The following is a 24,126-nucleotide window of genomic DNA, read 5'->3' as shown; positions in this document are numbered from 1 at the left end:
AGAGATAAGGGGAACGAAGATGTCACTAAGAAGGAAGCGGTTTAACATAAGCTTTGCACCGGCACAGTTTATCGAAGAACTGATGAAAATTTAAAAATCCGCAATTTAGGATTTGAGTGGGAGTAAAATTTACGCCGGAAAGTTCGGAAGATTCTTCGGAAAAATCTTGACATGTCAGGGTGCGGCGGGTATACTGAATAAGTATCTGATTTATTATTGAAATGTCGGGGTATGGCTCAGCTTGGCTAGAGCGCCTGGTTTGGGACCAGGAGGTCGCAGGTTCGAATCCTGTTACCCCGATTTTTATAGCTACGAGCCGGGCGGGTCCGGTAACGGGAACGGCTGTGGGGAGCTTGCTCACCAACAGCCGTTTTCGTTGTTGGACACATGCGGCGACAGCCGCAAAGCGAGGAAAACCGTAGGTTTTTCGAGCGTGCCCGGCGGCTGTACGCCCCTTTTTTATCCTGAATCTGTTCCCACTGTACTCCACTGCCATTCCACCGCTTCGGCAACAGGCGGAACAAATGGAAGAGAAAATTGAATATGGTACTATCGTTTATCAAGAACCATGCCAGGCTATGAAAAGCCCCGCATGGTTCTTTTTCCTGGCAGCAGAATTTTCCCGGAGCGGCATCTTTGTGTTGTTATACCCCACCAGAACCATGGAGAATCTGCAGGTGGAGGACTCAACCAAACAGCAGTATTTTCCTACTGTTTATGGGGTGGAATGTATTCAATCAAATCGTGGAGGTCACAGTCCAGAGCATAGCACAGTCTTGTCAAGACAGCGATATCCAGACGCTGAACCTCGTTCCTGTAATATTTCTTCAGCTGTGTCCTCTGCATTTCTGCCCGAAAGGAAAGCTTATTGATTGAGATGCCCCGGCTTTCCATGATTTCTTTCAGGTGAATCCTGATTGTTCCAAATTCAATATCATCCATGACGAAAACCTCCATACCCCTATATTTATATGATATTTTATGTAGAAACAGATTGAAATGAGTGGGAATTTATAGTATATTTATATGGGTAGAAATATACTCATATAAATATAAAAAGGAGTGCAAAATGAACATTAAGGAAATATTAGAAACCACAATGCAGGATATCAGCTTTCCCACTCCCATTGGGGAAGTGTGCCTGTCAGTTGAAAAATGCCGAATGAATCTTCTGATGCAGAAATATAAGGCTGTTGTAGACAGTGCAAGAGAAAAATTTTTGTCACAATGCACGGCGGAGCCGCAGAATGAAGAAGACCTGGCTGAAATCCAGAGTATCTTTGCGGATTGTAAAGAAGATATCTACCGGGAAATGAAGAAAGATATTGCAAGCATAGGCGCCTATAACATCAGTGACAAGAACATAGACGGGTTGACTGTCAATATGTGTTGGAGATTCGAAGCAATCATGGCAGCGCTGTATGATTTGCTTGGCGAACAGAGGTACAGCTGTTCCTACAGGGATTTATCGGAAACGCAGGTAAAGACTTTTAGAAAAGTGGTGGGAATCTGTGTGGAAGATTATATATCAAATGTGGGGAGTCTTGCGGCTTTGAGGAATTCTTTCCGGGATTTTGAGTTCAGATTGGTCATGGGGCTGCTGGTGTGTGTGAATCATGCACGTCATCTGGAAGAGGATATTGATGATACCTATGATGATATCCTGGAATCTGCATTCGGGGGCAGTGAAGAAATAGAAAAATGCAGCCAGCTTCTTTCCAACATCAGGCAGAATATCATCCCGGAGGAACAGGTAGAAAAGATACTGCTCTATATTGCCCAGACCAATCCTTTCAGCATGGAACTGTATACCTGCATCGTACAGCGCTGTGGAGATAAGGGCGGAGAGGTTCAGGCGCTGGCTGACTATCTGGGGTTTGGTGATGATGTCACGGCATACAAGGAAGAGATGATTCAGAGCTATTTTGAAGAACTGCCAATGAAAACGGAAGAAGAGGCGCTTGCCGCAAAGGAGAAACTGGAGACATACTGCGTTTCCCTGGGGTATGACGGCGAAGAGAAAGAAGAGTTGTTTGAGGAAATCAGAGACAGACTGGAGGAATTGGACCGCATCTACAGGACAGTGGACGGCATTGTCTGTGAGACAAGGGAAAGCGCCGATTTTGCCCGGGAGGAGCTGCCGCAGATACAGGAATTCATGGCACATATCTCTGCGCCTGCATCGGATTCTTTGTTGGACTATGAATGGGAGGTCAATGACAAGTTAAGGGAGTTCGACATAAAATTCTCTTCCGAACTGAAAGCAAAATATGTCAAGGTGATGGAGAAACACCTGAAGGATTTTGATGATTTGTTCTGCACGGTAGGACTGTTTAAGAAACTTGACAGAAAGGCGGCGGGAAAAGAGCGGCTTTTAAAGCTGATAAAGAAATGTGATGTGTCTGCGCCTGATAAGATTGCGGAAGCCTATAGGCAGATGGAGGAACTACTGCCCAGGGTAGGCCTTGAAAGGGGAGAGAACGAAGAGACGCTGAACTACCTGGAAAAGTGCAAGGATGATTTGGCATTGAAATTTGTTAAAGAAAACCAGGGAAGTACAGAAGAGGATGCCAAAGAAGCAAAAGCAAAACTGATTTCCTATTGTGAAGAGATCGGCCTTACAGCAGATGAAAACCGCATGTGCATCAAATATATTGACAGGGTATTGGCGGACTTTGATTTGAAATACCGCACTGTAGACCAGGTGGTCTGTGAGACCAGAGAAGGGGCTGATTTGGCCCGCAGTGAGCTGGAAGGCATCCGCGGATTCATGAGGCAGATTTCGGAACCTACGTCGGATTCCCTGTTGGACTATGAGAGCGGCCTGCTTGAAAAGAAAAAGGAATTTGAAGAAGCTTTCCAGTCCGAACTGAAGCAGAAGTATCTGAACCAGATAGAAAGATATCTGGCTGATTTCGACAGGAAATTCTGTTCTGTGGGGTTGTTCAAAAAAGTGGATAGAAAGCAGGCGGGCAGGGACAGGGCTTTGAAATATGTAAAAAAGCTTGACTGCTCCTCCCCGGATAAGGTGGCGGAAGCGTACAGAATGTTGGAGGAATTCCTGCCAAAGGTTGGCATCACCCTGGAAGAGGCCGTTGAAGCGGTTCAATATCTGGAAAAGAAAAAGAGCGGGAAAGGATTGTTTGGCTCTGTGGGAAAACTGTTCGGGAAATAACATAGTGGAAAGGATGAATGATAAAAATGCGATATGTAAAAAGATTTGCAGTCACTGCCCTGATGATGCTGTGTTTTGCCTGCTGTTTCAGTGCCTGTGGAGGGCATTATGTGTCGGAAAAGGAAATGGCGAAAGTGGAAAAGCAGTATGAGGAGGGGAAAATATCAACAGCAGAATATCTTGAGACAGTGGACGCTTACCTTGCAAATGAGCCGTTGCCCAGAAAGGGAATCATAGGCGCTGTTTTCGGCTTCTTTGAAAAAGTATTCCTGTTTGTGGTCGGCGTTGCGGTAATCGGTTTTATTATCATGGTGTTACGCGGCAGGAAATAAGGAAAGGATGTGTGGAATATGTTTGAAATCCTTGCTTTTTTCACTGCCTTAGCGGGAATAGCCACTGGAGTCAAGACAGGTCTGGATAGTGCAGGCACTATGGATGATGAAAATAAAAGCCCTGTAAATATAACCATACGCTGCCTTACACACGGTTTCTTCTGGGCATTCATATATACGCTCCCAGTGTACCTTTTGCAGAAATTCTGGTGGATTGCGTTGATTATCGTTGTTATTGGTGTAATTGTGCATTCTTCAAAAAAAGATAATTGAGGGAATCAAAGGGAGGAAGACAGGATGTATAAAATCTACAAAAGTTTTCTGGAAAAGGAATGCCCTGCCCCATTACCGTCTGCATGACTTAAGACATACCTGTTTTACGCTTTGCACGGAATTTATTACATGGCTTACCATAGGTCCACAGGCGACAGATGCACAACTATGAGATTTCAAAAACACGCAAGTATAGGAATGATATAGGAAAAATAGAAAATAAGGAGTATGACGCGGAATCGGATGTCTATATCTGCCGGAATGCGAAAAGGCTGACGCCAGACCATGTGAGGCATTCCAAAAGCAAAACTTTTTTTATAGAATAACAGAATAATTTGGAGTTTTTCCTTGAAATCACATATAAAAACAGCAAAAATGAAGCTGCCGCTTCACAAATTTTCATTCGTTAAAGCGACAGCCCCATGCTTGCGCTCGCTGGAAATTCGCTAAAATTTGACCTTTTCAGCAGAGTGTGGTCCTTTTTTCTAAAGGCACTTGACAACGCATCAGTAATCCATTATAATGAACAATGTTCATGTTGGGGGTGATGGAATGAATACCGTTGTAACGTCAAGAGAGGATATTTTGAAAACCAGTCGAAAATTGATTCAACAGCAGGGATGGTCCGCAATCAACATCCGTTCTGTCGCGACAGCTTGTGAAGTATCAGTGGGATCTATTTACAATTATTTTGATTCTAAGGCTGCCTTAGTGAGCGCCACAGTCGAAAGCGTCTGGTGCGAAATTTTCCATCGTCCGGAGGACAGCGCTATATTTCAGGACACGCAAGCTTGTATCACCTGGATGTATAGGCAGATGGAACAAGGTGGCAAGCAGTATCCCGGATTTTTTACGTTGCATTCTCTGGGCTTTATGCGTGAGGATAAAGTAGATGGAAAACAGAAAATGCAACAGACCTGGCAGCATATTCTGGATGAGCTGGGTTCTGTCTTAAAGAGGGATACCAGGATTCGGTCCGATGCCTTTACGGAACAATTTACTGTGGAAAGGTTTGCGGATGTCCTATTTTCACTGATGCTGTCTGCTTTGCTGAGGCAGGACTATGACCCCACGGCCTTGCTGGAGATCATTCACAGAACCCTATATTAAAATTCCCACGGAAGTGTGGGAATTTTATATCCGGCAAAATGAACAATGTTCAGAATGGAGGTGAATTATGAAAGTAAACCGAAGTACCTTGCCAATCTATACTGAATTTTTTGCTATCTGTACTGGTTTTTGCTGTGTTTCAAAAATTTATTTTCGGGAAACTGGTAAAAAAGCATACCGCCAGAATTAACGCCGTATTCTATATCGGCCTGGGGGCTTCTCTCTTAACGGCAGGCTTATTGTTTGGCCGCAACTATGTTAGAGCATTGTATGCCGCAGTTCAAAATAAAACTTAAAGGAGAAAAAATATGCAAGCGATTGTGGAAACTCTGTTTGATACAGTCTATCTGATTTCTGTTATTACCATTGGTATTTTGATGATCCGGGGAAGCAAAGGAAACCGCCAATTCTGTTTATTCGGATGGATGGCGGTTGTGTTGGGGGCGGGAGATTCATTTCATTTGGTTCCCCGCGCTCTTGCCCTATGTACCACCGGACTGGAAAATTACACGGTTCCCTTGGGCCTCGGAAAGTGGATCACCTCGGTCACAATGACAATTTTCTATGTGCTGCTCTATTATGTCTGGCGGCAGCGGTATCAAATCACTGGTCAGAATGGCCTGACATCTGCTGTATATGGCTTGGCCGGAGGGAGAATTGTGCTGTGCATGATGCCTCAGAATCAATGGCTCAGTGTCGAAGCGCCCCTTTCCTGGGGTGTTTACCGCAACATTCCTTTTGCATTGCTGGGACTTCTGATAATTATTTTGTTCTATCGTAGTGCAAAAGATTATGGAGATAAGGCGTTTCGCTGGATGTGGCTGACCATTGTACTCAGCTTTGGCTTCTACATCCCAGTGGTGTTGTGGGCGGACACCATTCCACTAATTGGGATGCTGATGATCCCAAAGACCTGCGCCTATGTGTGGACGGTGCTTATTGGCTATTTTGCTATGAAGCAGGAATGTAAGTGAGGGAAGGGCGGTTATGAAGCGATACATGAACATGGCCCTGATGGAAGGAATTTTTGACTTTGTGGACTGTGCTTTTCCCTGACACCCACCACGGATGAAAGGACTACATGACAAAATGGAAATATAAACCACTGGTTTTAACAGCACAGCCCCTTAAAAAGTCAAAAAAGCCATCCTCCTCTAACGGGGAGCCCCACCCACAACTGCGAAAATTGTAATATCCAGTCACCTCAACACGTCCGCACGGCCCTGCGCCATGCGGACATTTTTGCTGACAAAAATTTCATGGGAATTTTATTGTAAACAGGAGAGGCTTTTTGTATAATAAAGATATCCTATAGAAAGTCGCTCAAGTATACAGAAAAAGGGGTAAAGGGATGGCTGAAAACACACCGAAACGAAAGATAAGGGACAGCGTGTTCACTAACCTGTTTCAAGAGAAAAAGTATCTGTTGCAGCTATATAAAGCCCTGCATCCAGAAGATGGAGAGGCTACGGAGGATGAAATTGCAGATATCACACTCAAGCATGTGTTAGTGGATGCAGATTATAATGACCTGGGATTCTCTGTAGGCGACAGGCTCATGGTGTTGGTGGAAAGCCAGTCAACATGGACAATGAACATTATCGTCCGGGCACTGATGTACCTGATGCAGACATATCATGATTATTTCAGGAGGACGAACCAGAACCTGTATGGAAGCAAAAAGGTAAAGATGCCGAAGCCGGAGTTGTATGTGATATTTACAGGAGAAAGAAAAACGATTCCGGATATAATATCACTGTCAAAGGACTTTTTTAGTGGAGCCAGAATTTCCATTGATGCGGAAATCAAAGTATTATATCAGGAGAATGAAGCGGACATTATTGGGCAGTATATTATTTTCTGCAAGGTCTATCGAGAGCAGAGAAAATGCTATGGTAATACCAGAGAGGCGGTTACGGAAACAATCCGTATCTGCAAGGACAGAAACGTGCTGAAAGAGTATCTGGAAAGCAGGGAAAAGGAGATTGTGGATATTATGATGACATTGTTTGATGATGAACAGATTTACAAGGCTTTTGAGAATGACATTAAACAGGAAACAGCTAAAGAGGTAGCTAAGAATAAGGCTGTCTTTATGATACAAAAAGGGAAAATTACCATAGACGAGATTGCCGAGTATTTCCCGGAGCTGTCGGAGGAAGACCGAAAGGAAATTGAATCTCAGGTTTTACAGCAGGTCTAGCAGAATCGTTCCGTGGCGCCCCGCCCTTTTTGCGGCGACGCTACGGCGACACTTTTTGTAAAGATAAAATCAGCGAATCGGTTCTCAGACTGGACTTCCAGGGGGATAAAGCAAAATTTTATTAGTGTTTTGATCACCCATTCCTTATCTACGCTCTGCACCATAGCCTTGCTGATATGTACGATATCACCATCTATATCCTCAAGTTTTAGGGCGCATATCTCAGAGCGACGCATACCATAGCAGGCAAGGGTAATAGGTACTTCATATTTGAGTTGCGAACGGTTTTGGGAGACTTATCCCTGGATATTTCGTTGACCAATTTATTTATCTCTATCTTTATTTTAGAATTATACACCTATTGAAAATGAGCTGACAAATACACAATGCATACGGCAGGCATATATTTTTATTATCAAGTGTATAAGTCGGTACTTATGGAGATATGTTCCATGCTTTCATTACAGGAATATGTGAATAATCCATGTGGCACATTAAGCATTCCATATTGGAAATCAAAAGGGCTTATTGTGCCTGAAAATATGAAAATAATTCATGATAGAGATTATTTTGACGGAATGTTTAGTGACTATAATGATGAGGTATACTTTCGACTATCTCATAATCTAAAAAATATCGGCCATGTAAATTTGGCTGATAATGAAATAGTATCTGGAGTGTCCGATATTGACACGTCCGGATAGTCGGAACGGACGTAGAACGGGGAGTGCTTTCAGCGGAGAGATGTGCTATACTTCGGTCGGCATACTAATAACAAATCGGGATTGGAGGTATATCCATTATGGAGGATTTAGTAAATCTTGTGACTTTAGCAGACGGAAGCAAAATTATTCTACAGGATGAGGATGACATTTCATTGTCTTTAATCTCAAATGATGGGACAAAAGATATATTTCAATTCTCATATCATTCTGGTGGTTATGGTGGTGGTTCATTATTGCTGTCACCGTCTGAAAGACATGTGATTTTTTCTTACTTTTCGGGTGAGAGTGAAGAAGGGTTTGTGTTACTTGAAATTGTGAATAATCAGTTCAAATTTTTGTATGATTCTGATTATTTGTATGGAGAAGATGCCAACTACAGTTTTGCAGATAACGAAAAAATTTTGATTCAGACTTTTCGTATAGGTTCATGGTACATAGAAGATGCGAAAACTGATGAAAGCGGGGATATGTATTACACATTTGGAGAATTAAATCTGCTTAATCTTGAAACCTTGAATCTGGATAGGCACACAATTCTCGTTTATCCCTCTGATGATTGGAAAGAAGAAAAAACAGATGTTGGTACATTTTTGTTTACTGATATAGCAGATGGAATGTTGAGTGTAGAAATGCCGTGGGGAAACGAAATGTTTCAGTATCCATTGCAAGAAACTCTTGTTATTAGTTTGAAGAAGGAAAAATATAAAACGGTATGACCGCATCCAACCGGATGCTTTGGTTTTTACCAACCGGACAGGCGGGAAGCTTACGAGGGCAGGAGTCCAGGGAAAATTGCCATAGACGAGATTGCCGAGTATTTCCACTGCGACAGGAGGAAAGCAATGACACATAAGGGGACTGTATCTCTGGAGACACCACGTCTCATATTACGACGATTTCAAAAAGAAGACCTTGAACAGATTTATTATAACTGCTGGAATGATAAAGAAGTCTGGAAATGGACGAATTATGCGCCTATGAACTGTATTGCGGATGTGGTGACGAATGCGAATATGTTCACGAATAACTGGCTGAACGCCTATGAGAAGAGTGACCGTTATAGCTGGGCGGTTCAGTTGAAGGAGACCGGTGAAGTGATTGGGCGATATTTTGGGATGCATCCAGATGATGAGCTGCGCCAGGTGGAACTGGCATGTGAAATCGGGCAGAGATGGTGGAATCAGGGCCTTATGACGGAAGCCACCAAAAGGGTCATCGAATTTTTCTTCCAGGAAGTCGGAATGAATAGAATCTATGCATGGCACGCAAGCGAAAACCCGGCCTCCGGGAAAATGCAGGAAAAGGCCGGCATGAAGTGGGAAGGCACATTGCGTCAGGGATGTAAATGTAATAATGGAATTTTTGACAAGGTAATGTATGCAATACTTGCAGAAGATTTTTTCAGGGAGAAAATTTGAAAGGTAAAAGAGAGGGTGGATATAAGATTCGCCTTTAAAAACGAAATAACACAGGCACAGCAAGAAATGCTGAATGGCGTTAATAAAAAGGTGAAGGAGGAGAGTTATGTTTGATTTCAGTATAAATGAAATGTTAGATATGCAGAAAAGTCTTCAGGATAAATACAAAGGTAAATGGGAAAAGCTTTCTCCGGAAGCAGGTAAACACAAGCTGCTTTGGATGATAGGCGAAATTGGTGAAGTGATTGATATCGTCAAAAAGCACGGAGACATAGAGGCATCTAATGATGTGGAATTAAGAAAAGACCTTGTTGAAGAAATGGCTGATGTTCTTATGTATTACAATGATGTTATGCTGTGTTATGGAATATCCGCTGATGAATTAAAACAGGCATATACTGCAAAGTTTGAAAAGAATATGACACGTTGGTAAATTTCCGGTGTGCGCCCGGCATAGAGTATAGGAGGTATCAACGTGAATAATAGGGATCGAGCTTAGGAGAAGTATTGATGAATGCAAAATTATTAGGATTTTTCAGTGGGTTTCCAACCCACCATTTTCCTGTTGAGATAATGGAACGGCTCAGGGAAGAACTGACTGTTCGCGACAGCCTTGTCTTTGTAAGTGCATGGCCTTCTGATTATGAAAGAAATGACAGTGAATCGACTGGAATGCATGCTATGTTTGAGGAATGCAATATGCCATTCAGGCAATACAGCGTGATTGATAACAGAACAACTGCTGATGATGCCCGGCGGCTTATTCAGGAGGCGTCATGTATCTTTCTTATGGGCGGTCATGCGGTTTGGCAATTCCAATTGATTTGCGCCAAAGGTATATTGGATGAAATTCGCAAAAGTGATGCTGTTATTTTGGGAGTGAGCGCAGGCTCAGGCAATATGGCAAAACGCGCTCTCGACATATGGGAATCCCCTGTGCCATATGACGGGCTGGGATTGGCAGATATTACCATCAAAGCACATGTTACGCAGGAGAATCAGGAACTGCTGCAAACTTTGGCGCGGATTTCCATAGAACAAAATCTGCCTGTCTGTGCTATGGAAGATGAAAGTGCTGTTATTGTTAAGGAAAATGAAGCTACATATGCAGGACATATTCTTTGGATAAATAATGGAAATGTCTGTCCAATGTCGCAGAAGATATTAGAACAGATGACAGGGAACCTCTCTCCTGAACAGGGCTATGAGTGACGCCAGGCAGACCTTTTTGGGGTGTGCCTGGGTCGGTAACTTCTTATATTCGATCATCCTTATATACAACATCAGAGAGCGGAATTTTATACATTTGCTTATACTGATACATTTTTGCGTCGGTATTGCTTATGTACTCCACCAAAGGAATTGTGGAATGTGCGGGGACAAGCGTGGTGGCATAGCTGAAGCATTTTGGATACCCGCTGCTTTTGTCAGCCAGCATTGTCTGCCGCAGCTTTTCCAGCTTCTCATCCTGCTCCTCCGGAGCAAGTCCGGTTTGAAGCAGGAAAAATTCGTCTCCGCCTACCCTGCAAACTTCGCCGCCCAGTGTCTGCAGGGCAGCAGATACTTCAATGAGATAGCTGTCGCCCTGCTCATGCCCAAAGGTATCATTGCAATATTTCAGATAGTCCACATCGATAAAGGAGAGCAGAAAAGCAGTTCCCTCATGCTGCCACTGCTCCATTTTTTCGGTGGCATAACGCCTGTTATTCAGGTTGGTCAGAGGATCCACATAGGCAAAACGGTAAATCAGGTTCTGCCGTCTCTGTCGTTCTGTCTCATCCAGGACGATATGGACGATTGCCTGTTTCTTAGCATCCTGGGAACTCTCCTCATTCGAATGAAACCAGGGAATGAGGAAGGACTCCACCTGATAAAAGAGATCAATACCGTCAGGTGATTCCAGCGCCATATTCCAGCGCAGGGAGCTTTGACTGCGGTCTGAAAGCTCCTGTTCTTCTGTGAACTGTCCATCTGGCAATTCTGCGGAATCCGGCTTTTGATTTTCCCTGTGAAGGTCCATCTGCTCCTGGATCTCCGGCTGCTTATCGAGCAGCTGCCGGGTCAACTGAGCGGCATTCTGTGCATGCGCTTTCTGAAACCAGCGGGCAGGCTGGTTAGTGTGCACTTCCTGGCCGGTATCCGCGGAATATACAAAAATCATATTGTGAGTATAGTCGGTGAGGGCATTCACCAGATTCAGGTTGATGCGCAGTTCCTGGTTGCTCTGTTCCAGAGCCCAGCTGATTTCATCCATAGCCTGGATATTATCCAGCAAAACCTGATTCTCTAATTCCAAAGCTTCATTTTTCTGCTGCAATTGGTTTGTCAAATCCTGAACCCTGTCAGCCAGAAGAGCTATCTTATCTCCCAGTTCCCGGAAATCAGGGGATAAATCTTCCCTGCGGAAGGAGGAAGCTTTTGTCTGATCGAGAATACCCTGTATATAGTTTATTAAAAGAGGCAGCGAATGTTCCATTTAATCTCTCCTATAAACAGCTTTGTCAGCAGGTTTTTCTTTATTATACAGTAACTGGGTTGAAAAAGAAAGTTTTTATTCTCCTTTGATTATTTTTTTACGTTTGGGCATACTGAGAGTGAGATGGTCACTCAAATATGAAAAATCGGAGAAAATATGGAAAAACGGAGGAAAAAGGAAGAAATGAAGAAAACAGCAGGTTGGAAACAGGTGTTGGCGCTGATATTCATACTGGTGCCTGCATCGTGGCCGGGAGAACCGGTGAGAGCGGCGGCCGGGACCTCGATTATCAGTCAGGCGCCGGAGGAGGCGACGGCAGACTGGAATCAGATGACAGAATGGCTGGATAACGCAGCCGGCAACGGGAGAGGAGAGAATGTTCCTTTTGCGGTGGGAGACACCTTTACGGTTCCCGCGGATATTCTGGGCAGACTGGCCGGAAAAAATGCGACACTGGTACTGTATACAGACAGCAATGTGACTTTCACTGTGAGCGGAGTGGATGTGAGACAGACGGACGTGCCGGTCTGTGTGACCTTATCTGACGAAGAATTGCTTCCAGCCGAAGCATTGCAGCAGATTTGCGGAGCCCGGATTGTGAGACAGTTTCAGATGGCGGAGAGAGATGAGTACCCCTGCCTGGTAAATGCACATCTGTCACTGGGAGCAGAGAATTCAGGGAAAAATGCCGTATTGTATTCCTGTGACGAGGCAGCCGGACGTATGAAGCAGGAGGGGATTTACCGGATTAATGAGTCAGGAAGCGCCATGTTCGGACTGAAACGGGGCGGCGTGTATGCCGCGGTGATAATGGAAAGTTATACTGTCATGCCGGGGGACATGCTTTCACGGATTGCGGTAAAAAAGGGAATCAGCCTGCAGGCCCTGACGGCGGCCAATCCGCAGATTGCGGATCCGGACAGAATCCATGTGGGACAGATCCTCAATATTCCCGGTGTATAGCGAAAAGGGAAAAGAAATCTCCGCGGCGTTTCGGTGTCAGTCTGCGGAGATTCTCCTTTGCAGAAATTATTTTTCCACTTTTATGTAAAAACTGTAAAAAACAGTTGACGTAGAAAACTTTTATGGTATAATAATAGTTGTGTATGTGGAAAGTACGTACATAATAACCCAATCAGTCGTGATACTTTGAGGGACTGAAGGGAGGTCGGGTGGAGATGTCAAACGTAATCGTAAAAGAAAACGAAACATTGGACAGCGCTTTACGTCGTTTTAAGAGAAGCTGTGCTAAGGCGGGTATTCAGCAGGAGATCCGCAAGCGTGAGCATTACGAGAAGCCTAGCGTAAGACGCAAGAAAAAGTCAGAAGCAGCTAGAAAACGCAAATATAACTAAGCAGCTTATCCATCCCCGGTCTTATGGCCGGGGATTTTGTATGTGCGAAAACGGTAGGAGTTCCGCATATGTAGAGCCGCATTTTCATATTCTATAGACAGAGGAAAAGAATTGGGAGTGTGGCCGGTATTATGTTTACCAAGAAGAAAATTTCTGCTCTTTTTTTGTCATTGTTGCTTGTCTTTACAGCATACATACCCGTAAGCGCCAATGTTACGGTATCTTCTCCGTCAGTGATTTTAATCGAGAGTTCCACCGGAGAGGTAATTTATGAACTGAATTCTACGGAGCGCAGAAGTCCTGCCAGCATTACGAAGATTATGACATTGCTTCTGACATTTGAAGCCATTGATTCCGGGAAAATCAGTCTGACGGATCAGGTTACCACCAGTGAGTATGCCAGTTCCATGGGAGGGTCACAGGTTTATCTGGCGGCGGGAGAAGTACAGTCGCTGGATACCATGATCAAGTGTATTGCCGTGTCTTCGGGCAATGATGCCAGTGTGGCTGTGGCGGAGCATATTGCAGGCAGCGAGGAGGCATTTGTGGCGCTGATGAACGAAAAAGCCGCGGAACTGGGGATGGTGGATACTCATTTTGAAGATTGCTGCGGCTTGAGCGATTCTGACAATCATTACACTTCGGCCAAAGATGTGGCGATTATGTCCAGGGAATTGACCACAAAATATCCGGACATTTTTCAGTATACGACTATCTGGATGGAAGATATTACCCATGAGACAAGGCAGGGAACGGCAAACTTTACTCTGAGCAGCACCAACAAGCTGTTAAAGCAGTATCAGTGGACTACAGGACTGAAGACCGGTTCTACTTCAAAGGCTAAGTACTGCTTTTCGGCCACGGCGTCCAAGGATGGAATTGATCTGATTGCGGTGGTCATGGGAGCGCCGGATTACAAGACTCGTTTCGGAGATGCGCAGATATTGCTGACCTACGGCTTCAGCGTATGTGATATTTATGTGGACGAGAATCAGGATGTGCTGCTGCCACTGACGGTGGAAGGCGGTGTGGAGGAGGAAGTTGCCGTAAGGTATGAAGGCGAATTCCGCTACCTGGACACCGGAGGAAGCGATCTGTCCGCTGTGGAAAAGGTGGTGGAGCTTCCGGAGAAGGTGCAGGCGCCCGTGAAGGAAGGTATGGAGGCGGGATGTGCCAGATATCTTCTGAATGGCGTGGAAATCGGCAGTGTGCCTGTTTTGTTTGCCGAGGATATCGACAGGGCTGGGTACACGGACTATTTCCGCAGAGTGCTGGGGTTCTTCCTTTTGACTGAAAACCACAGGGGAAGTGAATCGCAGAACGAGACGGAAGCACAAAATGACACAGAGAGCCTCAACGGGACGGAGTCTCCAGGTGAGACGGAAGCCATGAAGGAAATCGGAACTTCAGACGAGACCCGGACCCCGGACCAGGCGGCAGGAACAGAATCAGAACAGGCAGAATAAGCGGCAGATGAGAGGAAAAGTATGACGGATGTGTTGATTACCATAACGGGAATCATAGCGCTGATTGCAGCGTGGGTTATTCTATATGACAGCAACCGCTTTGTCGTGAGGACATATACGGTGACGGATGACAGGATAAAAAAGAGCGTCAGGGCTGTGTTTCTGACTGATCTGCACAATAAATGTTATGGTAAGGATAACGAAAGGCTTCTGGAGGCAATTCGCGGACAGCATCCGGATTTTATCCTGACAGCAGGGGATATTCTGACAGCCAGACCGAAGGAAACCGTGGAGCCTGCTCTGCGGTTTCTCCGGCAGCTGGCGGAGGAGTATCCTGTCTATTATGCCAATGGAAATCATGAGCACCGCATGAAATTGCACCCGGAGATTTACGGTGATATGGCGGAGCGCTATGAAACGGCGTTGAAGGAGATGGGAATTGACAGGCTGATAAACCGTAAGGCCTTGCTTCCCGAATATGGAATTGCAGTGTATGGTTCCGAGATTGACGAAAGATATTACAAACGGTTAAAGACAACAGAAATGCCTTCGGATTATCTGTGTTCCGTGTTGGGACAGGCGTCGGACAGTATGTATACGATTCTGCTGGCTCACAATCCGGACTATTTTCCGCAATACGCCGCATGGGGCGCGGATCTGACGCTGTCCGGGCATGTGCACGGGGGCGTGGTCCGGGTGCCTTTCTGGGGAAAGGGCCTGATCGCCCCTTCTTGGCATCCTTTTCCCAGATACGACGGCGGCATTTTCCGGGAGAATGCTTCCGTCATGGTGCTGAGCCGCGGGCTGGGAATGCATACCGTCCATGTAAGGCTGTTCAATCCGGCAGAGCTGTGGGTGATAGAATTTAAGAGAGAATAAAACATATGTTCTTTCTTGAAATGAGAGGGAAAAAAAGGTAAAATAAGAAACCGGGCTGTTGAAACCGACGGGAGAGAAAGCATAAACGAGGATACTATGGCGATACCTGTAAAACTGGAAGTCTTTGAAGGACCGCTGGACCTTCTTCTTCACCTGATTGATAAAAATAAAGTCGATATTTACGATATCCCCATTGTGGAAATTACGGAACAGTATCTGGACTATATCCGGCAGATGGAGACCAGGGACATGAACGTGATGAGTGAATTCCTTGTGATGGCGGCGACCCTGATCGACATCAAATGCAGAATGCTGCTTCCCAGGGAAGTGGACGAGGAGGGGGAGGAAGAGGACCCCAGGGCAGAACTGGTGCAGAAGCTGCTGGAATATAAGCTGTACAAATATATGTCGCTGGAGCTTCGGGATCTGCAGGTGGATGCGGCGAAAAATATGTACAGGGAGCAGAAGCTGCCCCCGGAAGTGGCAATGTACAGCTATCCGGTAAACTATGAAGAGTTGATTGGAGATATGACTCTGAACAGGCTTCATGAAATCTTCAAATTTATTGTCCGTCGCCAGGAGGACAAGATTGATCCCATCCGCAGCCAGTATGGCAATATCGAGAAGGAAGAGATTGACATGGAGGCGAAGACCCTGTATGTGGAGGCTTATGCCAGAGAACACAGGATTTTCAGCTTTCGAAAGCTTCTGGAGAGACAGGCGGGCAAAATGGAAGTGATAGTCACTTTTCTGATCATTCTGGAGCTGATGAAGACCGGTAAGATTGTCATCAGTCAGGAAACGATCTTTGACGACATATTGATTACTTCCCGAATGTGTGCCGAAGAGAGCAGCACAGATACAGAGGCAGATTTTGTGCATTCTGTATAGAGAGCGAATTGGGAATCGGCCGGGAAGGCAGGGGAGATTGAAAATGGAGAAAGCCAGGGCGGAAGCGGTGATTGAGGCGGTGTTGTTCACCATGGGAGAGTCTGTGGAAATCAGCCGCCTGGCCGAAGTGATAGAAGAGGATACCAAAACTACAAAAGAAATCCTGCGGGAGATGGAGGAGCGCTACAGACAGGAGAACAGAGGAATTGCGCTGGTTCGGTTTGACAACGCCGTTCAGCTCTGTACCAAGGAAGACATGTATGAATATCTGATCAGGATTGCCAAAGCGCCAAGGAAAATGACACTGACAGACACGGTTCTGGAGACACTTTCCATCATTGCCTATAAGCAGCCGGTGACCAGAATGGAGATAGAGCGGGTGAGAGGGGTCAGCTGTGACCATGCTATCAATAAGCTGCTGGAATATGATCTGATTACTGAGCTGGGGCGCCTGGATGCCCCGGGCAGACCTCTGCTCTTCGGCACAACGGAACAGTTTCTGCGTTGCTTCGGCGTGGGAAGTCTGGAAGAGCTTCCGGAGCTGAATCCGCTGCAGATGGAAGAGTTCAGGCAGCAGGCGGAGGCAGAGGTACAGCTCCAGCTGGACATTTAGGGACTTGCAGTTAAACATAAAAGGGAAAAGCAGCCTCATATATTATTAAAAATCCCATTGAAAGATGATGACATGAAAATGCGGATGAAAAAAATATTGGGCGGCTTTCTTTTTTTCTGCTGTCTTCTGTGGAACATTGCGCTTCCCATTCGGGCTGCGGAGACGGAGGGAACTATATGGCAGGCTTCTTCCCCGGGAGCGCCGGCGGACACAGATTTATACGCGTCGGCAGCCGTACTGATGGATGCGGATTCCGGAAGGGTACTGTATGGAAAAAATGAGAATACATGCCTTGCCATGGCCAGCACTACGAAGATTATGACCTGTATTGTGATTCTGGAGAATACATCCCGGGAGGATATACTGACAGTATCCCCCTATGCTGAAAGTATGCCGAAGGTCAAGCTGTACATAAAAAAGGGGGAGCAGTACAGAGTGGGGGATCTGCTGTATTCGCTGATGCTGGAATCTCACAATGACACCGCGGTGGCACTGGCGGAACATGTGGGAAAGAAGTATCTTTCTCCTGAGCTGCGCAGCAAGGATACCGCGGAGTACACCGTGGAGGAGAGCAAACAGGCCATGGCGGCATTCGTGAAGCTGATGAACCGGAAAGCAGTGGAGCTGGGCTGTGAAAACACCTGGTTTATCACGCCCAACGGTCTGGATGCCACGGAGACCATTGTTCTGGAGGATGGCTCCGCCATTCAGAAGGAACATTGTACTACGGCTGCGGAGCTGGCAAGAATCATGGCCTACTGTATAGGAGGATCAGATTGTGCAGAGGCATTTCTGGAGATTACAGGAACCGGAAATTATAGCTTCCATGCCAACGGGAGGGATTATTCCTGCACCAATCACAACGCGTTTCTGAGCATGATGAATGGTGCGCTGAGCGGCAAGACGGGATTTACCAATAAAGCGGGATATTGCTATGTGGGGGCGTTGAAGCGGGACGGAAAGACTTTTGTGGTGGCACTGCTGGCCTGTGGCTGGCCAAATAATAAGAGCTATAAGTGGAGCGACACCAGGAAACTGATGCAGTATGGGTTGGAGCATTATTTTTACAGAAGTTTTTCGGAGGAGGGAGTTGCCTTTGACGAAAGCAGGCTGAAATCCATTCCTGTGCTGAAGGGAAGGACGGAAGTTTTGGGCGATTCTGCCTATGTGGATATTGAAATTGCCGGAAGGGAAAACGGGCCGGAGAAGAATGGGGGAACGCGGCAGGAAAATGCAGGCGGACAGGCGGACAGAACAGGAGAACAGTGGAAGGATGGTCTTCTTCTGAGAGAAGACGAGGAAATCCGGGTGGAATACAGTGTGAAAGAGCTGCTGACGGCGCCTGTGGAAAGCGGTATGATAGTGGGAACTGTGGACTATTTGGTGGGAGACACCATATACAAGAGAGAAAATATCGTAACTGCGGACAGCGTTATGCCTGTAGATTTGAAATGGTGCGGGAGGCAGGTGATACAGCGATTCCTGCTGATGCCGTAAAACACGTCCCATCGCTTTTTCCGCAAAAGCTGAGATTATAATTGCATTGGGACAATTTTCCATGTATAATAGATGGGCACACTTATGAAACAAATAATCCCTGTTGTCAGGTATACAGGGACTGGAGGGAAATGCATGAAGAGAAAGATTGCGCTTTTGCTGGCGGCTGCCATGGTGCTGAGTTCGGGTCTGACAGCGTATGCTTCTGAAACCGGCGCCGGGGACCGGAGCAAACAGAAAAACGTAAGACAGGAGACTGCCGAAAGCCATGTCGACCAGAGGGACGGAGCGCAGGCGGGCAGTTCTTTGAGTGCCGAAGAGCTGGCACGACAGGTGCAGGCAGGGAATGTGGGGCAGGTGGACGTGGTGATCGGGAACGTGCTTGCCATGCAGAATTCTGTGAATTTCACGGTGAAGCTCACAGATGCCCTGGGAGCGGAGAAGACCGGCAGGCTTGAGCTGGAAGGAAACCAGGCAGGCGAAAAACGGATAAGCTTTGAGGGACTGCAGAAGGGGGAGTATACCCTGCAGGTAGCCGGGGACGGCTTTGTCACCTACAGGCAGAATCTCTCCGTGGAAGATCGGGCCAGTACCGTAAAGCTGATGACAGGTTATCTGGAAGGGATAAGTTATGAAGATGGAACCGCTCACCCAGGTGTTCTGCTGCTGGGAGATGTGAACATGGACGGGGGAATGGATGCGGCGGACAGGAACGCGATTGTAGACTCCGTCCACAGCGGAGTCACTTCGGGAATGTCGGATTTAAATCGCGACGGCAGCACCAACCTTCTGGATTTGGAATATTTTGCACATAGCTATGAAGAGGTGGCAGTGCAGGCATGGATAGAAAAGTCCGTACCTGCGGCGGTGATCACGCCCCGGGCTGGCGACGGCACAAAGGTGGAGGGAGATTTGGGAGATCTTCTGCGCAGTCAGGGAAGCGTGGCCTTAAGCCGGGAGGATGGACAGAAGATTTCCCGGGAGACACCGGTGGTGATGGAATTTGATTTTGCTGCAGTGGGAAATTCTGCGGCTGCAGACGGCATTATCATTGAGACGGACCCGGAGAACCCTGTGACGGAGGCACAGATTGTCCTTTCCTATGTGGACGGGAATGTGGACGGATCGGTGACAATTCCTGTACAGTCAGAGGTACAGTACCTTCTGGAAAGAGGGGAAGTACGGGCCGAGCTGGATGATAAAGGGAATATCCGCATTCATCTGGGCGGGCAGATTGCCGTCAAGAAGGTGACATTTACCATTACCGGTGTATTGAATAACAACAATCTGGCGGAGATCTCCAAAGTGGAATTCGTCAACGGCATGGAGGAGAGAATTCCGGAACCGGAGATGGACATTCCGACGAATCTGGATGCGAAAGCGGGCAATGCCAGCATCAGCTTAAGCTGGGATCCCTGTGTCAATGTGACAGGGTATGAAGTGCTGATCAGACACGGCGATAAACAGGAGACCCTGCTCACATCGAAAAACGCGCTGAATATCAGCAGCTTTGACGGGAAAAAGCTGACCAATTATCTGACCTATCAGGTGAGCGTACAGTCCGTCAACGGTACCTGGACCAGCGGATACTGTGATGAGGTGGATGCGACACCCAAACCCACCGGCAAGCCGGATAAGCCTGACAATGTATCCGCTGTGGGGAAATACAAGAGTGTCGTGGTGTCCTGGAAGAATATGAAGGATACCCTTACCTATAACCTATATTATAAGGAAAGCACGGCGGGAGAGTATCAGAAGATTGAGAAGATTGAAAATAACAGTTATACCATCACGGATCTGAAGGATCTGACAGAATATACAGTCTATGTCACCGGTGTAAACGAGTTCGGCGAAAGCGGTGCTTCTCTGCCGGCGGCAGCCATGACCACCGGCCTGGATCCTGCGCAGATGCCGAAGTACAATCTGATTAACACTGGCGAAAAGGGAGAAAAGGGCGCGCATATTGTCAGTGCCTCCATGTCCGGAGAGATGCGGGAAAGCGCTATGGATACCCAGACCGGAACCGCCTGGGGAACTGTGGACCATGATCCCTCTTCCTACTATTACAAGGGTACCTGGGATGACGGCGGGTTTAATCCCATGTCCCTGAGCCATGGACTGACTTTTGAATTCGACCAGGCATATAAAATGGATACCATTGCTTTTCTGGAGGCGCTTCCTCAGGATACAGATTACGGCTATGCAAAGGTTCGTTACTGGAATGAGGATGGAACAGAGGGGAATGTGGCAGGTGTCTCAGTGCAGAAGAAGAACGATGCATCGGGAAGACCTTATTATGTGCTGAAGTTTTCGGAGCCGGTGGAGGCGAAGAAGATTCAGTTCGGGCTGGCGCGTTCTGTGGCTGTGGGAAATATTTCTGTTTCGGAAGTTTATTTTTACTATTACGATGAGCTGTGGGATGAGATTCTTTCCCTCTATGAAGATGATCTTCATACGATACTGAGAGCGGATGTAACCCAGGCAGTCATAGATGCGCTGAGAGTGAAGATTCAGACGGTGGATCCCGTCAGCGGAGAGTATAATCCGGATCGGGAGCTTCTGGAGCGCGAGCTCGCCACAGCGGAAACGATTCTGAAGGACGGCGGGCTGAATGCTGCCGCCTCTGTGAAGATTCACAGCGGCATTACCACAAATGATGTGGGCAGAGGCTTCGGGGGACTGAACGCATGGCAGCCACTGGGTGTCACAGCGGCCGCAGGGGAAGAGATTATGGTCTATGTGGGCCATAACACTAAAAAGACAGGAGACAAGACCGACCTTAAGCTGATTGCCACCCAGTATCATGCGGAGGCCGCTGCCATGAGCAGAGAGGTGGCTGCCCTGAAGGTGGGAGCCAATAAGATTACCATACCCAAAGTCTGGACTACTACAGGATATGAGTCCGGCGGAGCATTGTATGTGCAGTATGGCGGCAGCGGCAGTGATCAGTATGCGGTTCGTGTCAGCGGCGGTGTGCAGGTGCCCAGACTGGATCTGTATCAGGTGACCGGTGACGAACGGCTGACCAGGGTGGAGAATTATGTGAAGGCGCTGGAGAGCTATGTGACCGGAATGAACAGCCTGCATGAGACAGAGCATAAGAATTCCGGGAATGCACAGGTGGCATACGACTATGACCAGGCGAACTGCATCCTGGGCGCGTCGGATATTCTGCTGGATACCATGATGCTGTCTCTGCCTGCAGGTCAGATTCTGGGCGGCGCAGGAACCGGTGACACACAGCAGAAGGCGCAGACAATCCTGAATTCCATGGATGCCATGGAAGATATGATGCATCTCTTCTACCAGCATAAGGGACTGAGTGCTTCTGCGGTGAATGCTGTGGACCAGATACCGAAGGGTCATCTGAATATCCGCTATCAGAGAATGTTCTCGGGAGCGTTTATGTATGCTTCCGGCAATCATATAGGAATTGAATGGGGATCTGCACCCGGAATGGTGAACAGTGTGCCGGTGCAGTCCGATTCTGAAGGAAGGTATCAGAGTGGCCGATATTTCGGATGGGGGATTGCCCATGAGATCGGACATTGTATTAATCAGGGAGCTTATGCTGTGGCGGAGATTACGAACAATTACTTTGCCGTGCTGGCCCAGGCGAAGGACAACAACGGCAGCGTGCGCTTCCAGTATAAGAATGTATACGACAAAGTGACTTCCGGGGCGAAGGGAGCGGCTTCCAATGTGTTCACTCAGCTGGGGATGTACTGGCAGCTCCATCTGGCCTATGATAAAGGGTATAATTACAAGACTTATGAGAGCCATGAGGAACAGCTTGCCAATCTGTTCTTCGCCCGAGTGGACAGCTATGCCAGAACGCCGGCAAATGCGCCGAAGCCCGGAGGTGTGGCTTTGAATCTGAGCGGTGCAGATAAGGAGCAGGCTCTCATGAGGCTGGCCTGTGCCGCGGCGAAGAGAAATATCCTGGATTTCTTCGTGCGCTGGGGCAAGACGCCTGACGCGGAGACGCGGAAATATGCGGAGCAGTTTGCGGAGGAGACCAGAGCCATTTACTATGTCAGCGACGAATCCAGAGTGTACAGCCTGAATGGCGGCACAAGCAAACTGGGAACAGAAGGAAAAGTGGAGGCCGTGGGCAGTGTGACGGCAGCGGCAGACGCTCAGAACCCTCATCTGGTGAACCTGACCATGAGTGCGTCGGGGATTTCCGAGGCAGATATTCTGGGATATGAGATTGTGCGCTGTTCCATCTCCGGAGGCAGGACAGTCAGGGAAACGGCAGGATTTACTACGGGGAATGCCTTTACGGACACTGTTTCCATGAATAATCGGGTGGTGTGGTATGAGATTACCCTGATTGACCAATACCTGAACCGTTCTGCAGTTAAGGTATCGGACTCCCTGAAGATTGGTGATGACGGAAGCCTGGATAAGGGTGCCTTTACCGTGGAAACTGTGAATCTGAAAGTGGAGGGAGAAGCAGACTCCACAGAGAACGAAGAACCTTCCTGTTCCGCAGGGGAGGAAGAGCTGAAAGACCAGGCGGATGGAAGTGACGGTTATAAGGTAAGAGGAAAGGCTCAGCTGGTGGACAATGCTGTGAACACAGTCTATACGGCCACAGCCGGCGGGGAGTCGGAGATTATCCTGAATCTGGGCAATACCCGCACCGTGAGCGGTCTGAAATACACCCACGGGGAGAGCGCGGTGGCAGCGGTGGAATGCACGATACAGGTGCGTTCGGGCGGTGAATGGAAAACCGTTGCATCAGATACGCTGGGAGCAGATACCAGTATAGTGTACTTCACTAACGATGACGGCAAGTATATAGCCGTTTATGAGACCGATGCCGTGAAGCTTGTCCTGAAAACGGCAAACGGCAGCCAGGTATCCATCGCGGAACTGGATGTGCTGGGACCCACCGGAGACAATGTGGAATTCAGAAAGGCCGGGGAAGGCACAGTGGCAATCGGCAGACTGACGGCAGATTATACTTATGCGGAAGGACAGACGATTCCGAAGGATTCCATTGTCTTCACAGGAAGCTACAAAGGAAGCCCTGCCTATAATGTGCTGATCCTCTATGATCAGGCCGGAAATATCGTGGGCGGTCTGAATGCGGACGGGGAGCTGAAGGCACAGCAGATTATCCTGGCGGATCCGCCTGAGGAGGGGAATCTCGGAAACGTATCCGATGGTACCTGGATTTACTGGATAGAGCCGGAACAGAACCTGGATCTTACAGGCCTTCAGAAAGTGCGGGCGGAGCTCTACCGTGTCAATAATGCCCTGACCAATGAAGGCCAGAGGCTGGTGAGTGATTCCCTGTTTGAGACAGTGCCGTCACAGCTGCCTGGAATCAGCTTTGACAGCAGTGCCGGCGGAAGCGGAACCAATACCGGCGGAAGCGCCGGTGGCGAGGGCAGCGGAAGCAATACCAGCGGAAGCGCTGATACCAGTGGAACTACCGGCAGTAATGCCGGTGGCGGAAGTGAGAGCGGCGAGGGCAGCGAAACCAATACCAGCGGAAGTGCCAACAGCGCCGGTGGCGAGAGCAGTGGAAGTGCCGATAACAGTGGAGCAGCCGGAAGCAATATCAGTGGAAGCGCCAACAGCAGCGGAACTACCGACAGTAATGCCGGTGGCGGAAGTGCCGATAACAGTGGAGCAGCCGGAAGCAATACCAGCGGAAGTGCCAACAGCAGTGGAGAAACAATGGGAATAAAGGAATAGA

At 47.5% G+C, this 24,126-nt stretch carries 21 protein-coding genes, 1 tRNA gene and 1 pseudogene; 21 read left to right on the top strand and 2 right to left on the bottom strand.

Translation table 11 applies throughout. The features are described 5' to 3' along the window. The first annotated feature begins 225 nt into the window (after positions 1-225). Positions 226-300, top strand: a tRNA-Pro gene (locus NSB25_RS15555). Positions 301-708: 408 nt separating this feature from the next. Here NSB25_RS15555 and NSB25_RS15550 read toward each other — a convergent pair. Continuing rightward, complete coding sequence (locus tag NSB25_RS15550; protein ID WP_172455141.1) at positions 709-942, bottom strand: helix-turn-helix domain-containing protein; 234 nt, start codon at positions 940-942, stop codon at positions 709-711. A 127-nt stretch (positions 943-1,069) separates the two neighbouring features. On the opposite strand from NSB25_RS15550, the gene NSB25_RS15545 reads away from it, so the two are divergent. The 12 genes and pseudogenes from NSB25_RS15545 to NSB25_RS15490 all read left to right on the top strand — a co-directional run bounded on the left by NSB25_RS15545 (position 1,070) and on the right by NSB25_RS15490 (position 10,448). Beyond that, entirely contained in the window at positions 1,070-3,175 is a 2,106-nt protein-coding gene (locus NSB25_RS15545; protein WP_103240319.1) for a hypothetical protein, read from the top strand. Positions 3,176-3,201: 26 nt separating this feature from the next. Then, positions 3,202-3,507: a hypothetical protein gene (locus NSB25_RS15540; RefSeq protein ID WP_146040067.1), complete on the top strand. Its 306-nt coding sequence runs from the start codon at positions 3,202-3,204 to the stop codon at positions 3,505-3,507. 18 nt (positions 3,508-3,525) lie between these two features. Continuing rightward, entirely contained in the window at positions 3,526-3,780 is a 255-nt protein-coding gene (locus tag NSB25_RS15535) for a hypothetical protein (RefSeq protein ID WP_103240321.1), read from the top strand. A gap of 522 nt (positions 3,781-4,302) precedes the next feature. After that, positions 4,303-4,440 (top strand): annotated as a pseudogene (locus tag NSB25_RS29705) (TetR/AcrR family transcriptional regulator); the annotation flags it as partial. A gap of 156 nt (positions 4,441-4,596) precedes the next feature. Then, positions 4,597-4,890, top strand: a complete 294-nt coding sequence (locus NSB25_RS29440; RefSeq protein ID WP_330406130.1) for a hypothetical protein — start codon at positions 4,597-4,599, stop codon at positions 4,888-4,890. Between the two features lie 308 nt (positions 4,891-5,198). After that, positions 5,199-5,864, top strand: a complete 666-nt coding sequence (locus NSB25_RS15520; protein ID WP_103240322.1) for a hypothetical protein — start codon at positions 5,199-5,201, stop codon at positions 5,862-5,864. A gap of 377 nt (positions 5,865-6,241) precedes the next feature. After that, the gene (locus NSB25_RS15515) at positions 6,242-7,093 is read left to right on the top strand and encodes a hypothetical protein (protein ID WP_103240323.1); all 852 of its coding nucleotides are present in this window, start codon (positions 6,242-6,244) and stop codon (positions 7,091-7,093) included. A gap of 452 nt (positions 7,094-7,545) precedes the next feature. Further along, entirely contained in the window at positions 7,546-7,797 is a 252-nt protein-coding gene (locus NSB25_RS15510; RefSeq protein WP_103240324.1) for a hypothetical protein, read from the top strand. Between the two features lie 98 nt (positions 7,798-7,895). Continuing rightward, positions 7,896-8,534 carry a hypothetical protein gene (locus NSB25_RS15505; protein WP_103240325.1) on the top strand — a complete coding sequence of 213 codons (639 nt, stop codon included), beginning with the start codon at positions 7,896-7,898 and terminating at the stop codon, positions 8,532-8,534. A gap of 126 nt (positions 8,535-8,660) precedes the next feature. Continuing rightward, positions 8,661-9,236 carry a GNAT family N-acetyltransferase gene (locus NSB25_RS15500; protein ID WP_103240326.1) on the top strand — a complete coding sequence of 192 codons (576 nt, stop codon included), beginning with the start codon at positions 8,661-8,663 and terminating at the stop codon, positions 9,234-9,236. A 106-nt stretch (positions 9,237-9,342) separates the two neighbouring features. Then, on the top strand, positions 9,343-9,669 hold the full coding sequence (locus tag NSB25_RS15495) for a dATP/dGTP pyrophosphohydrolase domain-containing protein (RefSeq protein WP_103240327.1): 327 nt from the start codon (positions 9,343-9,345) through the stop codon (positions 9,667-9,669). A gap of 77 nt (positions 9,670-9,746) precedes the next feature. Continuing rightward, on the top strand, positions 9,747-10,448 hold the full coding sequence (locus NSB25_RS15490) for a Type 1 glutamine amidotransferase-like domain-containing protein (protein ID WP_103240328.1): 702 nt from the start codon (positions 9,747-9,749) through the stop codon (positions 10,446-10,448). A 43-nt stretch (positions 10,449-10,491) separates the two neighbouring features. Here NSB25_RS15490 and NSB25_RS15485 read toward each other — a convergent pair whose 3' ends face one another. Further along, complete coding sequence (locus NSB25_RS15485) at positions 10,492-11,712, bottom strand: GGDEF domain-containing protein (protein WP_103240329.1); 1,221 nt, start codon at positions 11,710-11,712, stop codon at positions 10,492-10,494. Positions 11,713-11,895: 183 nt separating this feature from the next. On the opposite strand from NSB25_RS15485, the gene NSB25_RS15480 reads away from it, so the two are divergent. The 8 genes from NSB25_RS15480 (at position 11,896) to NSB25_RS15445 (ending at position 24,125) form a co-directional block, all read left to right on the top strand. Continuing rightward, a complete protein-coding gene (locus NSB25_RS15480) occupies positions 11,896-12,675 on the top strand; it encodes a LysM peptidoglycan-binding domain-containing protein (RefSeq protein WP_242982455.1) in 780 nt (259 codons plus the stop codon). Positions 12,676-12,890: 215 nt separating this feature from the next. Further along, on the top strand, positions 12,891-13,067 hold the full coding sequence (gene rpsU, locus NSB25_RS15475) for a 30S ribosomal protein S21 (RefSeq protein WP_004222305.1): 177 nt from the start codon (positions 12,891-12,893) through the stop codon (positions 13,065-13,067). A gap of 131 nt (positions 13,068-13,198) precedes the next feature. After that, positions 13,199-14,533 carry a D-alanyl-D-alanine carboxypeptidase family protein gene (locus NSB25_RS15470; protein WP_103240330.1) on the top strand — a complete coding sequence of 445 codons (1,335 nt, stop codon included), beginning with the start codon at positions 13,199-13,201 and terminating at the stop codon, positions 14,531-14,533. A gap of 21 nt (positions 14,534-14,554) precedes the next feature. Beyond that, positions 14,555-15,412, top strand: a complete 858-nt coding sequence (locus NSB25_RS15465) for a metallophosphoesterase (RefSeq protein ID WP_103240331.1) — start codon at positions 14,555-14,557, stop codon at positions 15,410-15,412. A 96-nt stretch (positions 15,413-15,508) separates the two neighbouring features. Then, positions 15,509-16,303 (top strand): segregation and condensation protein A, encoded by a 795-nt coding sequence (locus NSB25_RS15460; protein WP_103240332.1) that lies wholly within the window; start codon positions 15,509-15,511, stop codon positions 16,301-16,303. Positions 16,304-16,346: 43 nt separating this feature from the next. Beyond that, entirely contained in the window at positions 16,347-16,916 is a 570-nt protein-coding gene (gene scpB, locus NSB25_RS15455) for an SMC-Scp complex subunit ScpB (protein WP_103240333.1), read from the top strand. An 84-nt stretch (positions 16,917-17,000) separates the two neighbouring features. Beyond that, positions 17,001-18,413 carry a D-alanyl-D-alanine carboxypeptidase family protein gene (locus NSB25_RS15450; protein WP_242982456.1) on the top strand — a complete coding sequence of 471 codons (1,413 nt, stop codon included), beginning with the start codon at positions 17,001-17,003 and terminating at the stop codon, positions 18,411-18,413. Positions 18,414-18,548: 135 nt separating this feature from the next. Then, the gene (locus tag NSB25_RS15445; protein WP_103240334.1) at positions 18,549-24,125 is read left to right on the top strand and encodes a fibronectin type III domain-containing protein; all 5,577 of its coding nucleotides are present in this window, start codon (positions 18,549-18,551) and stop codon (positions 24,123-24,125) included. Position 24,126: the final 1 nt, after the last annotated feature.

It is taken from the genome of Acetatifactor muris (assembly GCF_024623325.1).
GTDB lineage: Bacteria > Bacillota > Clostridia > Lachnospirales > Lachnospiraceae > Acetatifactor > Acetatifactor muris.
This window is presented reverse-complemented; position numbering and strand designations above follow the sequence as displayed.